This is a genomic window from Edaphosphingomonas haloaromaticamans, assembly GCF_001853345.1.
In the GTDB taxonomy this organism is placed as follows: Bacteria; Pseudomonadota; Alphaproteobacteria; order Sphingomonadales; family Sphingomonadaceae; genus Sphingomonas_E; species Sphingomonas_E fennica.
In genome coordinates this window covers 1006978-1020512 of sequence record NZ_MIPT01000001.1, presented here as the reverse complement: position 1 = coordinate 1020512, position 13535 = coordinate 1006978, and the positions used below count along the sequence as shown (strand labels likewise).

At 68.0% G+C, this 13535-nt stretch carries 12 protein-coding genes; 6 read left to right on the top strand and 6 right to left on the bottom strand.

Annotation, left to right across the window (positions count from 1 at the left end):
• Nucleotides 1–43 precede the first annotated feature (43 nt).
• Both BHE75_RS04765 and BHE75_RS04760 read right to left on the bottom strand, forming a co-directional pair.
• The gene (locus BHE75_RS04765) at nucleotides 44–346 is read right to left on the bottom strand and encodes a hypothetical protein (protein WP_041865436.1); all 303 of its coding nucleotides are present in this window, start codon (nucleotides 344–346) and stop codon (nucleotides 44–46) included.
• Between the two features lie 82 nt (nucleotides 347–428).
• A complete protein-coding gene (locus BHE75_RS04760; protein WP_070932753.1) occupies nucleotides 429–3281 on the bottom strand; it encodes a M16 family metallopeptidase in 2853 nt (950 codons plus the stop codon).
• A gap of 244 nt (nucleotides 3282–3525) precedes the next feature.
• On the opposite strand from BHE75_RS04760, the gene BHE75_RS04755 reads away from it, so the two are divergent.
• Complete coding sequence (locus BHE75_RS04755; protein WP_015459528.1) at nucleotides 3526–5067, top strand: O-antigen ligase family protein; 1542 nt, start codon at nucleotides 3526–3528, stop codon at nucleotides 5065–5067.
• A 19-nt stretch (nucleotides 5068–5086) separates the two neighbouring features.
• On the opposite strand, the gene BHE75_RS04750 is transcribed toward BHE75_RS04755, so the two are convergent.
• Complete coding sequence (locus tag BHE75_RS04750) at nucleotides 5087–5716, bottom strand: TetR/AcrR family transcriptional regulator (protein ID WP_070932751.1); 630 nt, start codon at nucleotides 5714–5716, stop codon at nucleotides 5087–5089.
• 91 nt (nucleotides 5717–5807) lie between these two features.
• Between BHE75_RS04750 and BHE75_RS04745 the strand changes: the two genes are divergently transcribed.
• The 3 genes from BHE75_RS04745 (at nucleotide 5808) to BHE75_RS04735 (ending at nucleotide 9974) form a co-directional block, all read left to right on the top strand.
• A complete protein-coding gene (locus tag BHE75_RS04745; RefSeq protein WP_070932749.1) occupies nucleotides 5808–7268 on the top strand; it encodes an efflux transporter outer membrane subunit in 1461 nt (486 codons plus the stop codon).
• Entirely contained in the window at nucleotides 7261–8418 is a 1158-nt protein-coding gene (locus BHE75_RS04740; protein ID WP_070932747.1) for an HlyD family secretion protein, read from the top strand. The genes BHE75_RS04745 and BHE75_RS04740 overlap by 8 nt, the downstream gene beginning before the upstream one ends.
• Before the next feature lie 14 nt (nucleotides 8419–8432).
• The gene (locus BHE75_RS04735) at nucleotides 8433–9974 is read left to right on the top strand and encodes a DHA2 family efflux MFS transporter permease subunit (RefSeq protein WP_070932745.1); all 1542 of its coding nucleotides are present in this window, start codon (nucleotides 8433–8435) and stop codon (nucleotides 9972–9974) included.
• Nucleotides 9975–9976: 2 nt separating this feature from the next.
• Here BHE75_RS04735 and BHE75_RS04730 read toward each other — a convergent pair whose 3' ends face one another.
• The 3 genes from BHE75_RS04730 to BHE75_RS04720 form a co-directional block, all read right to left on the bottom strand.
• Nucleotides 9977–10798: an oxidoreductase gene (locus tag BHE75_RS04730; protein WP_015459523.1), complete on the bottom strand. Its 822-nt coding sequence runs from the start codon at nucleotides 10796–10798 to the stop codon at nucleotides 9977–9979.
• An 89-nt stretch (nucleotides 10799–10887) separates the two neighbouring features.
• On the bottom strand, nucleotides 10888–11664 hold the full coding sequence (locus BHE75_RS04725) for an META domain-containing protein (RefSeq protein WP_070932743.1): 777 nt from the start codon (nucleotides 11662–11664) through the stop codon (nucleotides 10888–10890).
• Between the two features lie 289 nt (nucleotides 11665–11953).
• On the bottom strand, nucleotides 11954–12358 hold the full coding sequence (locus tag BHE75_RS04720) for a winged helix-turn-helix transcriptional regulator (RefSeq protein ID WP_015459521.1): 405 nt from the start codon (nucleotides 12356–12358) through the stop codon (nucleotides 11954–11956).
• An 88-nt stretch (nucleotides 12359–12446) separates the two neighbouring features.
• On the opposite strand from BHE75_RS04720, the gene BHE75_RS04715 reads away from it, so the two are divergent.
• Together BHE75_RS04715 and BHE75_RS24860 are read left to right on the top strand one after the other, a co-directional pair.
• Nucleotides 12447–13010: an FMN-dependent NADH-azoreductase gene (locus BHE75_RS04715; protein WP_070932741.1), complete on the top strand. Its 564-nt coding sequence runs from the start codon at nucleotides 12447–12449 to the stop codon at nucleotides 13008–13010.
• Nucleotides 13011–13026: 16 nt separating this feature from the next.
• Nucleotides 13027–13535 (top strand): SDR family NAD(P)-dependent oxidoreductase (locus BHE75_RS24860; RefSeq protein ID WP_254684363.1); only part of this gene is annotated, 509 nt, incomplete at its 3' end.

Below are 13535 nucleotides of genomic sequence, written 5' to 3'. Positions count from 1 at the left end.
AGGAGGGAGGTTCGCCCGGCCGCGAGGGCCGGGCTACGTCGGTTCAGGCCTTGCGCGTGCCCGTCATCGGGGCGACGCCGAACGCGCCCAGCTTGATGGTTCCGGTCAGCGTGTCGCCGTCGACGGTCGCGGTGGCGTCCATCGTCATCGCCATCGGCACCTTGAGCTCCATCTTCCAGCTCAGCGTGTCACCGTCGACCTTGCCGTCGACCACGTCCAGCGATCCCATCGGCCCGGCATTGCTGCCGGTGAAGGTGTCGCCGTTGCTGACCACCGTGAAGACGGACTTCTGCTCGCCCATCGGCGTCTTGGTCACGCAATCCCACTGTCCGTCGACATTCGCCATGTTCATTCCTCTCCGTTCATTCGGTGGCACAGGGATGGAGGCGCCTGACGCTTGCGTCAAGAACCTCCGTATTGGGCAGCGATCAGGCGCCGGGCTTGGCTTCCTCCACCGGCAGGTTGATGCCCTGCGCCTTGAGCTTTTCGAGCTGCGGGCGGACCTTGGCGGCATCGCCCACCACCACCCAGATCAGGTCGTCGGGGCGGATGGCCTCGCGGGCGGCCTTGTCCATCTCCGCGGCGGTCATCGCGCGATAGCGATCGGCGAGCCTGGTGTAATAATCGTCCGGCCGGCCCAGCGTATCGAGCGAAACCAGCCCGGCCAGAAGATCGCTGCTCGTCTCGAACGATCCCGGCAGCGAGCGGATCTGGTTGCTGATCGTGCGGTCATGCTCCTCCTCGTCCACGCCCTTGGCGGTGAGGAAGGTCTTGATGTCGCCGATCGCCGCCGCGATCGAATCGCCGGTCCGGTCGGTCTGCACCGGCGCGATCACGTAGAAGGGCATGGTATCGCGGACCAGCGGGGCGGAGGTGAAGGCGCCATAGGCCCAGCCCTTGTCCTCGCGCAGGTCCATGTTGAGCCGCGAGAGGAAGCTGCCGCCGATCACCTCATTGGCCGTGGTGAAGGCCAGCGGATCGTCCGTGCCGCGGAACGGCAGGAGCTGGCCCGCCATGATGTAGGATTGCGGGCTCTGCGGCCGATCGATCAGCACGATCCGCGCCGGCCGCGCCATGCGGTCCATGCGGAACAGCTTGGCGCCCTTGGGGGTGGCCGGTGCCTGCCACTGGCCGAAGCGCGCCTCCAGCAGCGGCTTGATCTCCTCCAGCGTGGTATCGCCGGTCACGAAGATCTTGCCGTTGTCGGGGCGCAGCCACGCCTGGTGGAAAGCCACCAGATCGTCCCGCGTCACTGCTTTCACTCCCGCTTCGGTGCCGCTGCCGGACATCGGCACGCCATAAGGGTGGATCTTGCCGTAGAGCAGTTCCGGGATCACCCGGCGGGCGATGCCGCGCGGCTGGGTATTCTCCGCCGCGATCGAGGTGACGAGCTGCCCGCGCAGGCGCTCGATCTCGGCCGGTTCGAAGGCGGGGTTGCGCACCACATCGGCCAGCAGGTCGAGCGAGGGCGCGAGATTGGCCTTGAGCGCGAACAGCGAGACGCCGGTGCGATCCATCGACTGGCTGGTGGCGATCGCCGCGCCCAGCCGCTCCTGCTCCTCCGCGATCTGGATCGAGTTGCGCGTCTTGGTGCCCTCGTCCAGCAGGGAAAGCATCAGCGCCTGCGTGCCCAGTTTCTGCTTGGGATCGGCGGCATTGCCCGCATCGAAGGAAATCGACACCCGCACCGTCGGCACGGTGGTGCGGCGCGCCAGCGTCACCTGCATGCCGTTGGATAGGGTGGTCCGCTCGATCGCCGGGAAGGTGAGGTCGCCGATCGGCTTCACCTCGGGGAACTTGCTGCGGTCGACCGCCGCGATCGAGGAGGCCGGCGCGGCCGCCCCGCCCTCGCGCTTGGGATCGCGATAGTAACGCGGCTCGGCCCGGATGCCGCCGGCGATGGCGATATCCGCCTCGCTGCGCTCGCCCGGTTCCACGGTCAGGCGGTAGGCCGGCCGGCCCAGCCATTTGCGGGTGGCGGCCGCCACCGTCGCGGGCGTCGCGGCGGCGGCTTCGGCCAGATCCTGCTTATATTTGGCGGGATCGTTGGAATAGACCTCGCCCTCGGCCAGCGTCACCGCCTTGCCGCTGAAGCCGCCCACAGATTCCAGCCCGCCGATCTGCGAGGAGATCGCCCGGGTGGCGGCGCGCGTCACCTCGTCGGCGGTTGGGCCGTTCTTCAGGAAATCGGCGATCAGCGAATCGAGCTTCGCCGCCACCTGCGCGGCATCGGCGCCCGGCTTCACATTGGCCGCAATCTCGACGATCGATATCTTCTCGAACGGCTGGACCGAGGCCGAAACGCTCACCGCCGTCTTGTCCTGCCGCACCAGCGCATTGTCGAGCCGCGAGGAAGCGAGCCCGCCCAGGATCGACATCGCGATCTGGAGCTGCGTCGTCTCCGGATCGTTGAGGCCTGGCACCGCCCAGCTCCGCATGATCCGCGTGGTGGCGACGCGATCCTTCATCACCTGGTCGACGGGCGCGGGCAAGGTCGGCACCGTCACCTCCGCGCGCACCGTGTCCGGCCCGCGCGGAATATCGCCGAACCATTTCTCGACGAGGGGCCTGGCGGTCTTCGCGTCGATGTCGCCGGCCAGCACCAGCACGGCATTGTTGGGGCCGTAATGGGCGCGGAACCAGTTCTTCACGTCCTCCAGGCTCGCCGCGTCGAGGTCCGCCATCGATCCGATGGTGGAATGGCGATAGGGGTGCCCGTCGGGGAACAGGGCGGCAAGCTGGGCATATTCGACCAGGCCGTAGGGCTCGTTATCGCCCTGCCGCTTCTCGTTCTGCACCACGCCGCGCTGGTTATCGAGCTTCGCCTGGTCGATCGCGCCGAGCAGGTGGCCCATCCGGTCCGATTCCAGGAACAGCGCCGTTTCCAGCGCGCCCGTCGGCACCGTTTCGAAATAGTTGGTCCGGTCGAACCAGGTGGTGCCGTTGAGGTCGGTGGCGCCCACCTGCTCCAGCGGCTTGAAGAAATCCATGTTGGCGTTTTCGGACCCGTTGAACATCAGATGCTCGAACAGGTGGGCGAAGCCGGTCTTGCCCTTGGGCTCGTCCTTCGATCCGATGTGATACCAGACGGATACGGCCACGATCGGCGCCTTGCGATCCTCGTGCACGATCACGCGCAGGCCGTTGGCCAGGGTGAATTGCTGGTAGGGGATGTCCACCGCCTTCACGAGGGCGCTCACCGGCGCCGGCTTGGCGGCGAAGGCGGGGGCCGTGGTTGCGAGGAGGAGCGCGGCGATCGAGCCGGAGAAGAAACGCGGCATAAGCGGCTTTCCAATATTGGGCGGCCGGGGCCGGCCGGGATGGCCGCACCCTATCGCTGGATCGTTCCGGGTGCAAAGCAGTTCGCAGAAACGGCACGGCGCTTCGTCCAGCCCCCGCTTTCGGCCGCGCACGATGGCGGCACGCTCCGCCGGCCTTGCGCCATCGAAGGCTGGACGCCGCCGGCCGTTACGATATCAACGGGCGCGGACGGGTTCCTTGGGGCCGCATGGGGAGACGGGCTTAATGCTCCACGATCTGATCAAGCTCGCCTACATGCTGTTCGCCAGCCTCGGCGCGCTGGCCTTTCTCCACGTCTGCCTCAAGGGCAAGGAATTGCAGGCGGTGATCCCCCAGGTGGCGATCGTTTGCGCGGCGGTGCTGTCGATCCTCGTCCTGTCGCCCAACCTGATCCTCACCTCCGTCGCCCTCTTCTTCATCGTCCCCGTGCTGTGCCGCCGGCCGGAGCATCTCGGCGGCATGATGCTGATCTCCATGCTGCTCGTGCCCGAAATGCACACCCATCTCACGGTGGCGGGTGTCTGGCTATTCCCCTGGGGGCCGTCGCACACGATCGGCCTCGGCGCGCTCATGATGCTGTTCGTACAGGGAAAGCGGGCGAAGCCGGCGCGCCTGTCCGATATCGTGGCGCTGCTGCTGGTCGCCTATTTCGTGGTCGGGCAGGCGCGCGACACCAGCTTCACCAACGTGCTGCGCGTCACCACCCAGCAGCTGCTCGATCTCTATCTGCCTTACTATGTGGTGACGCGGTCGCTGCGCACCGAATCCGATTTCCGCACCTTCATCGTCTACCTGCTTTCGGCCGGCATGGTGCTGTCGGCGCTGGTCGCGCTCGAATCGGTCACCGGCTGGGTGGTCTTCCGCGAGACGCTGAGCCGCTACGGCCTGGATGCCCAGTGGTTCCGGGTGAAGTGGCGGCACGGCTTCCTCCGCGCCGCGGGGCCGTTCCTCGAGGCGACGGCGATGGCGTTCGGCCTGTCCTTCTTCGCGATGGTGGCCTGGCAGTTCCGCAGCTTCTTCCAGAACAATCTGTCGCGGCTGGCGGTTTTCGGGGCGATCTTCGTGGGCGTCACCGCCTGCCAGTCGCGCAACGCCCATCTCGGCCTCGCGGTCGCGATCATCGCGTCGGAAGCATTCCGGCGCTTCGCCAAGCCCGCCACGGCCAAGGCGCTCCTCGTCTTCGCCGTCATGCTGATCGCGGTGCCGACCACGCTGTTCCTGAACGAATCCCCCCAGACCACGAAAACGGGCAGCGATACCGAGGACACCGCCGCCTATCGCGTCCGCCTGTTCCATCGCGGGCTGGAGGAGATCGCCAAGCATCCGCTCATCGGCACCAACCAGGACGAATTCACCAGCCATATGGAGGATATGCGCCAGGGCGAGCGGATCATCGATTTCGTCAATAGCTACATCTATGTCGCGCTCGTTTCCGGCGTGATCGGCCTGGTCATGTTCATCGGCGCGCTGGCGGCGATTCCCGTGATCGCCGTCCGCTTCGCCACCCGCGTGCGCACGCCGCAGATGCACGAGGCGATGGGCTATTATTTCGCGATGGCCCTGGCGGTGCTGCAGATGCTGCTGTTCACCTTCTTCGGCGGGCGCAACTCCTTCATCACGGAGATGACGATCGCGACGGTGATCTATGCCGGCAAGCTCAACCTGGGGGCCGGCGCGGCGCTTCCCCGCCCCGCGCGCCCGCGTGGATCACTGGCGGCGATGCTGCGCGGGCCCGATCCCAACTGGCGGCGGTCCGCCGGGGATTGATGTCCCGGCGGGCGGGCCTTCAGGCCGCATAGGCGCGGATGAATATCTCCACCGCGTCGGCCACGTCCTCCTCGATCGCCTCGGGCAGCGATGCCGGCCCCACGCCCCACATCAGGCGCTGGTGGCAGCCGGATATGCACAGGCCGACGAGCCGGCGGGCCATGCGCAGCGAGTCGCCCGGCCGCAGCCAGCCGTTCGCGATGCAGCGTTCCAGATAGGCCGAAAGCAACCGCTGCGTCGCGCGCGGGGCGCGTTCGTAGAAGATGCGCCCTACCTCGGGAAAGCGCTGATGCTCGGCCTGCACCAGCCGGTGCAGCGCCAGCGCGTCGGGCGACGTCACCTTCTCCAGGAAATTGCGGCAGAAACGGGTGAGCGTTTCCCGCAGGTCGCCAGCCAGGTCGAGCGCATGCTCAAGATCGCGGCGATAGGCCACCGTCTGGTGATCGAGCACGGCCTCGAACAGCGCCTCCTTCGACGGGAAATAGCTCCACAAGGTTCCCTTGGACCCCCCGAGCGTCGCGGCGATGGCCGACATCGACGTCGCGGCATAGCCCTTTTCCAGGAAGGATCGGGCCGCCACGGCCAGGATCGTCTCCCGCCTGTCCTGCTTGCGCGCGTCGCGCCGGTCTTTGAGTGTCACCGCCGTCATAGTGAAATCGTACTATAGAGTACGGTTTTTGATTGACAAGGGCGATGGAGAGGCGGAAAGGCGCCGTACCAGCCAGTACGGTTCTTTATCCATGTCCTTGATTCGTCTTCTTCCAGCCTGCGCCGTGCCCTTGCTTGGCGGAATGGCGCTGCTGGCCGCCTGCGCGCCGGTTCCCGATCTCGGCGCCGCGCCGCGTCCGCTGGCGGCCGGCTCGATCATGGCGACGCAGAGCTTCGCCGCCGGTGAGACCGCCTGGCCCCAGGCCGGATGGTGGCAGGCCTATGGCGATGCCCAGCTTTCCGCGCTGATCGACGAAGGTCTGAAGGGCGCGCCCGATCTCGCCGCCGCCGCCGCCCGCCTGCGCAAGGCCGATGCGCTCGCCCAGCAGGCCGGCGCCGCTCTCCTCCCCTCGCTCGATGCCAGCGCGAGCGGCGGCTGGGCGAAGCAGAGCTACAATAACGGCATCCCGCCCGCCTTCGTGCCGCGCGGCTGGCAGGATAATGGCCGCGCCGCGCTCGATCTCGGCCTCGATCTCGATCTGTGGGGCCGCAATCGCGCCGCGCTCCGGGCCGCGACATCGGATGCCGCCGCTGCGCGGATCGAGCTGGAGGAGGCGCGTCTTGTCCTCTCCACCAACATCGCCGCCGCTTATGCCGATCTCGCCCGGCTGTTCGCCGAACGGGACGTGCAGCAATCCGCGCTCCGGGTGCGCAGCGAAACGCTGGCGCTGGTCGCCAACCGCGTCGCCACCGGGCTCGACACGCAGGCGGAACTCAAGCAGGCGGAGGCCGCCGTGCCCGCCGCCCGCGCCGATGTCGCCGCGACGGACGAAGCGATCGCGCTGACCCGCAACCGTCTGGCGGCGCTGATCGGCGCCGGCCCCGATCGCGGCCTCACGATCGAACGGCCCGCCACGCCGGCGCTCGGCGGACGCGGGCTGCCCCCAGGCGTCACCACCGATCTCATCGGCCGCCGGCCCGATGTCGCCGCCGCCCGCGCGCGGGTCGAGGCGGCCGCCGCGCGCATCAAGGTGGCACGGGCGGATTTCTACCCGGCGGTCAATCTCTCGGCGATGATCGGGCTGCAATCGCTCGGCATCGACAATCTGGTGAAGAGCGGCTCCTCCATCGGCAGCGTCGGTCCCGCGATCAGCCTGCCGATCTTCCACGGCGGCGAGCTTGCCGGCCGCTACAAGGGCGCGCGCGCCGATTACGACCAAGCCGTCGCCAGCTATGACGGCAGCGTGGTGGAGGCCTATCATCAGGTCGCCGATGCCGTCACCAGCCAGCGGTCGCTGGCCGTGCGCCTCGATGAAACGCGCCGCGCGCTGGCCAGCTCGGAACAGGCCTATGCGGTCGCGCGCCAGCGCTATGAAGGGGGTCTTTCCACCTTCCTCGACGTTCTTTCCGCCGAAGACGCCGTGCTCCTGAACCGGCGGATCGTCGCCGATCTGGAAGCGCGCGCCTTCACGCTCGATGTCGCGCTGGTGCGCGCGCTCGGCGGCGGCTTTGCGACAAACGATATTATTGCCAAGGAAAATGACGATGGCTGAGGCCGATCCCCAGGACCTGCAGGCCCCCCGCGCAACCGGCGGCGCCCCCAGCGGCGGGCGGCCGGGCCTGCGCAAGCGCCTGCTTACCGGCCTCGCCGCGGTCGTCATCCTGGCGGGCGTCGGCTACGGCGCCTGGTATCTGCTGATCGGCAGCCGCCACGCCACCACCGACAATGCCTATGTGAACGCCGAGACCGCGCAGATCACCCCGCTGATCGCGGCGCAGGTGATCGAGGTCGCGGTGTCCGATACCCAGGCGGTGAAGCGCGGCGACGTGCTCGTCCGGCTCGACGACAGCGACGCCCGCATCGCCGTCGCCGAGGCCGAGGCCGAGCTTGCCCGCGCCCAGCGCCAGTTCGGCCGGACGTCCGCCAGCAGCGAGGCGCTCGCCGCGCAGGTCCGCGCCCGCCAGGCGGAGATCGAGCGCGCGCAGGCCGAGCTGGTCTCCGCCCGCGCCGCCTTCGCCAAGGCGCAGGTCGATTTCGATCGCCGGGCGAAGCTCGCCCCCAGCGGCGCCGTTTCGGGCGATGAGCTGACGAGCGCCACCAACGCGCTCGCCGCCGCCCGCGCCAATCTGGAANCCGCGCAGGCCGGCGTCGCCCAGGCCAATTCCACGCGCATCGCCGCCGCCGGCGATCTCGCCGCCAACGATGCGATCATCGCCGGCACCACCGTCAGCACAAATCCCGATGTCCGCGCCGCGCAGGCGAAGCTGGACAAGGCCCGCCTCGATCTTTCCCGCACGGTGATCCGCGCGCCGATCGACGGCATCGTCACCCGCCGTCAGGTCCAGCTCGGCCAGCGGGTCGCCGCCGGCACGGTGGTGATGATGATCGTCCCCGTCGATCAGGCCTATGTCGACGCCAATTTCAAGGAAGGCCAGCTCAAGCATGTCCGCATCGGCCAGACGGCGGAGCTGACGTCCGACCTCTACGGCGACGGCGTCGTCTATCACGGCAAGGTCGTGGGCCTGGCCGGCGGCACGGGATCGTCCTTCGCGCTGATCCCGGCCCAGAACGCCACCGGCAACTGGATCAAGGTGGTGCAGCGCCTGCCGGTGCGCATCCAGCTCGATCCCAAGGAGCTTCGCGAGCATCCGCTACGCGTCGGGCTTTCGATGGAAGTCGACGTCGATATCTCGAACCGCTGAGGGGGCCGTCCGCCATGGCCTCCGCAGCCCCCGCCGCCGGCCAGAGCGCCGAGCCGCTCCACGGCATCCGCCTCGTCATCGCCTGCATCACGCTGGCGGTCACCAACTTCATGGTGGTGCTCGATACCACCATCGCCAACGTCTCGGTGCCGCACATCGCCGGCGGCCTCGGCATATCGGCGAGCCAGGGCACCTGGGTCATCACCTCCTATGCGGTGGCGGAGGCGGTGTGCGTGCCGCTGACGGGCTGGCTCGCCCAGCGCTTCGGCGCGGTGCGCACCTTCGCCTTCGGCATGGTCGGCTTCGGCCTTTTCTCCTTCCTCTGCGGGGTTTCGACCACGCTCACCATGCTGGTTGCCTGCCGCGTCGGCCAGGGGCTGTGCGGCGGCCCGCTGATGCCGCTGTCGCAGACGCTGCTGCTGCGCATCTTCCCCAAGGAACAGCACGCCCAGGCCATGGGCATCTGGGCGATGACGACGGTGGTCGCCCCGATCCTCGGGCCGATCCTGGGCGGCACGATCAGCGACAACTGGTCCTGGCACTGGATCTTCTTCATCAACATCCCGGTGGCGCTGGGCTGCGCGGCGGGCGCGATGCTGGTGGTCCGCGTCGTCGAAACGCCGATCCGGCGCGTGCCGATCGACATGATCGGGCTCGCCCTCCTCGTCCTGTGGATCGGCGCGCTGCAGATCATGCTCGATCTCGGCCGCGAGCATGACTGGTTCTCCGACAGCTTCATCGTCGCGCTCGCGATCATCGCCGCCGTCGGCTTCGTCGCCTTCCTGATCTGGGAATTGACGGAGGCGAACCCCGTCGTCGATCTCCGCGTGTTCCGGCACCGGGGCTTCTCGGCCGCGGTCGTCACCACCGCCTTCGCCTTCGGTACCTTCTTCTCGACGATCGTGGTGATCCCGCAATGGCTGCAGGTGGGCCTTGGCTACACGGCCACCAAGGCGGGCTATGTGATGGCGTTCATGGGCGTCGCCGCCGTCGTCATGTCGCCGATCGTGGCGAAGCTCCTCAGCAAGATCGATCCGCGCGCGCTGGTCTGCTTCGGCGTGGCGTGGCTGGGGATGACGTCGCTGCTGCGCGCCGGCTGGTCCACCGAGGCGGATTTCTGGACGCTCGCCATCCCGCAGATGGTGCAGGGCTTCGGCATGCCCTTCTTCTTCGTGGCGGTGACGACCCTGGCGCTCGGCGCCGTCAGGCCGGAGGAGACGGCATCCGCCGCCGGCCTGCTGAGCTTCCTGCGCACCATGTCCGGCGCGGTGGGCACCTCGATCGTCGCCACCGCCTGGGACGACAAGACGCGCGTCGCCCGCAGCGAAATCGTGTCCAGCCTCAACACCCAGTCGGTGTCGGACGCGCTATCCGCCCAGGGTTTCTCGCTGGATCAGGTCCGCGTGCTGATCGAACGGTCGGTGGAACAGCAGGCGCAGGCGCTGGCGACCACCCAGGTCTTCCTGGTCGCCAGCGCCATGTTCGCCTTCGCCGCCGCGATCATCTGGCTCAGCCCCCGCCCCCGCAAGGATGTGGATACCAGCGCCGCGCATTGACCCTATTTCAGCGCCGCCATGATCATCCGGTCGAACAGCCGGTCCGGCAGCACGCGGCGCAGGAACAGGAACGTCCCCGCATAAAGCCCGCCATGATAGCGGGCCCTGGGCCGCCGGGCCTTCAGCGCGCGGACGATCAGGTCGCTGATCACGCTGGGCGGGGGCTGCTTGCGGATGCGGGCCTGCAGCTCGCCGAAGCGCCTCGTCATCGCGGCATAGGCGCCGTCCGCCGAATAACGCTCTGCCTCCGCCGTGGCGATGCCGCTCCATTCGCTTTCGATGCCGCCCGGCTCGATCACGATCACGTCGATGCCGAAGCCGCGCACCTCGTTGCGCAGCGCATCTGAATAGGCTTCCAGCGCGAACTTGGAGGCGTGATACCAGCCCCCCAGCGGCAGGGCGAAGCGGCCGCCGATCGAGGATATGTTGAATATCTTGCCGAAACGCCGTGCCCGCATGTGCGGCAGGCAAAGCTGGGTCAGCCGCGCCAGCCCGATGACGTTGGTTTCCATCTGGCGGCGCGCCTCGGCGATCGGCACATCCTCCAGCGCGCCATATTGGCCATAGCCGGCATTGTTGATGAGCACGTCGATCCGCCCCTGATCGGCAATGATCCGGTCGACGCCTGCCACCATCGTCGCATCGTCGGTCACGTCCATGGCGATGGCGATCCCGCCCGCCGCCGCGATCCCCCCCATGCGGTCGACCCGACGGGCCGCGCCATAGACGGTATAGCCTTCCGCGATCAGCCTGAGCGCGAAATCCAGCCCCATGCCGGAAGACGCGCCCGTCACCAGGGCCACGGGCTTGGTCGCAACGTTCATATTCCCCCCCACTTGATGCCATCGTCATCCGGCGGGGCGGAAGTTAGCCCGTGGGCGGCGGCCGCCGTCAAGCGCCGCTGCCGGCCGGATCAGCGGAGATAGACCGCCTCGAACCGCGCCAGCGGCGCCATCCGCGCGCGATTCAGGGTAAGATGATCGCCGTTCAGCGAATAATTGTCGGCCTGCCCGAGCACCCGGTGGAACGCCTGCTCCACGTCCATGCCCGACACGCAGGCCATCATCGTGGAGGCGACCTGCCCGAAGCTGATCCGCGATGCCGCCTCGTCCACCGTATAGGAGCCGCTGAAGCTGTTGCACCCGCCAAAGCCGTTCACGCGGCCGCCCTCGGCCTTCAGGATCAGATAGGGTTCGCGCTCCAGCCGGGGCACGGGCCGGCCGTTCAGTTCCACCAGTTTCCAGTAGGTCTCGGTCAGGTGCCCGGCCATCTTCTCCAGCCCATAGCGATCGGCAAGGCCGCCGGTGATCCTGGAACCGTCTCTCGCCAGCCGCGTGATCCGGTTCTCCCCCACGAAATAACGCGCCGGCCCGTCGCCTTCCAGCGTCACGACATTGCCGGCGTCGTTCCACTGGAACGCGCCCTCCCGGGTCAGGACCTTGCCGTCTCCCTTGCCCAGATATTTCACCTCCTCGCGGAAGCGCCCGTCCTGGCCCAGCGTCACCACGGTCTCGATCCCCTCGCAATCGGCGCAGGGCAGCACGCCGCGATAGGCGCCGGCCCAGTCCAGCGAATTGCGCGCATCATGCGCATCGGGCGGCGAAGCCCCGGCCGGCCCCGCCTGCGGCGCGCAGCCGCCGGCCAGCAGGATGAGCGAAAGGGCAATCGCGGTGCCGATACGAACCTTCATGGTCCTTCTCCCCAACATCGCCGGACGGGAACGTCCCGCCTTCGCAGAACGGCATCCCACGCGATATTGTTCCGCCCCTGAAAGGGTCTTGGCCGTCGCCCCGGCCGGCATGTGCCTTTCCGTTGCGTCGCCCCCTCCGTCATTCCCGCGCAGGCGGGAATCCATCGTGTCGGGAGCTATCGACTCGATCGAGCCAGCCGCATCCGTGGATCAGCTACGCTAACCTATGGCTCCCGCTTTCGCGGGAATGATGAAAAGGCCAGCGGAATATCCTCCCCCCAAATGCGGCCTAACCCGTCTTACGGTCATAATGGGCGCGATGGCCCCGGATCAGCTCCAGATGCGCCCAGGCCCACTGGCCAAGCTGCTTCACCGGCTCGGCCAGGGATGTCCCAAGCTCGGTCAGCGAATATTCCACCTGCGGCGGCACGCTGTCCTGCACGCGGCGCGATACCATGCCGTCGCGTTCCAGCGCCTTCAGCGTGCGCGCCAGCATCTGCTGCGAAATGCCGTCCACCGCGCGCTTCAGCTCGTTGAAGCGGCGGGGCCGCTCGCGCAGCGTCATCACCACCAGCACCGTCCATTTGTCGCCGATCCGGCCCAGTATCTCGCTGATCATCCGGCAATCGCGATGCTCGATGTCCGGCGGCGGCTCGCTGGCCGGATGCCCGATGGCGGATGCAGTCCTATTCATGTGACCAGGTCCCAAAGATTTGCGTTCTTGGCAGCGAACAGGGGGTTCCATAACTGGATCAGGTCACAAATCCATACCGGAGATTATCGTGAACCTGCTCCACCTCGATTCCAGCATCCAGGGCGAACGCTCCGCCAGCCGCGCGCTCACCGCCGCGATCGTCGATCGCCTGCGCGCCGAAAATCCGGGCCTCGCCGTCGATTATCGCGATCTCGCCGCCGCGCCGCCGGCCCATCTCGCCCTCGCCGATCTCGCGGAAGTGGCCGAAGGGGACGATCTCAAGGCATTCCTCAATGCCGACATCGTCGTGATCGGCGCGGGCATGTATAATTTCACCATCCCCAGCCAGCTCAAGGCGTGGATCGATCGCATTCTCGTGGCGGGGCAGACCTTCCGCTACGGCGCCAACGGACCGGAAGGGCTGGCCGGCGGCAAGCGGGTGATCGTCGCCCTGTCGCGCGGCGGCCTCTACGGCCCCGGCTCCCCGGCCGCCGCCGCCGAGCATGCCGAAACCTATCTGCGCAGCGTGTTCGGTTTCATCGGCGTCACCGCGCTGGAAGTCATCGTCGCCGAAGGCCTTGCCATCAGCGAAGCGACGCGCACCGCCGCCATGGCCGCCGCGCTGGATCAGGCGGCCCTGATCGCGGCCTGACGGCAGGAGGCCCGCGATGCGACGCGACAGAAAAATCGTCTGGCACCCGGCCGGCATGGCGGCCATCGCGGGCAAGCGGGTGATCGTGGTGGGCGGCACGGGCGGCATCGGCCGCGCGATCAGCCGCCTGCTCGCCTCCCACGGCGCCGATGTCACGGTCGTCGGGCGGAGGTTCCGCGATGCCGACCGGCCGGGCATCGCCTTCGTCCCCGCCGATCTCGGCCTGATGGGTGAGGCCCGGCGCGTGGCGGAGGAGCTGCCGGCCGGAAATGCCGATATCCTGATCTTCACCACCGGCATCTTCGCCGCGCCGCACCGGCAGATGACGACGGACGGCATAGAGCGCGACCTGGCGGTCAGCTATCTCAACCGCTTCGTCATGCTGCGTTCGCTGGCACCCCGCCTCGGCCGCGATCGGCGGGATGCCGCGTTCCGCCCCCGGATATTCGTCATGGGCTATCCCGGCACGGGTGCGGCCGGCGATCCCGGCGATCTCAATGCCGAACGGCGATACACGGCCCTCGG

Coding starts and splice junctions, on each gene's coding strand:
- BHE75_RS04765 (WP_041865436.1), bottom strand. CDS start 346: ATGGCGAATGTCGACGGACAGTGGGATTGCGTGACCAAGACGCCGATG.
- BHE75_RS04760 (WP_070932753.1), bottom strand. CDS start 3,281: ATGCCGCGTTTCTTCTCCGGCTCGATCGCCGCGCTCCTCCTCGCAACC.
- BHE75_RS04755 (WP_015459528.1), top strand. CDS start 3,526: ATGCTCCACGATCTGATCAAGCTCGCCTACATGCTGTTCGCCAGCCTC.
- BHE75_RS04750 (WP_070932751.1), bottom strand. CDS start 5,716: ATGACGGCGGTGACACTCAAAGACCGGCGCGACGCGCGCAAGCAGGAC.
- BHE75_RS04745 (WP_070932749.1), top strand. CDS start 5,808: ATGTCCTTGATTCGTCTTCTTCCAGCCTGCGCCGTGCCCTTGCTTGGC.
- BHE75_RS04735 (WP_070932745.1), top strand. CDS start 8,433: ATGGCCTCCGCAGCCCCCGCCGCCGGCCAGAGCGCCGAGCCGCTCCAC.
- BHE75_RS04730 (WP_015459523.1), bottom strand. CDS start 10,798: ATGAACGTTGCGACCAAGCCCGTGGCCCTGGTGACGGGCGCGTCTTCC.
- BHE75_RS04725 (WP_070932743.1), bottom strand. CDS start 11,664: ATGAAGGTTCGTATCGGCACCGCGATTGCCCTTTCGCTCATCCTGCTG.
- BHE75_RS04720 (WP_015459521.1), bottom strand. CDS start 12,358: ATGAATAGGACTGCATCCGCCATCGGGCATCCGGCCAGCGAGCCGCCG.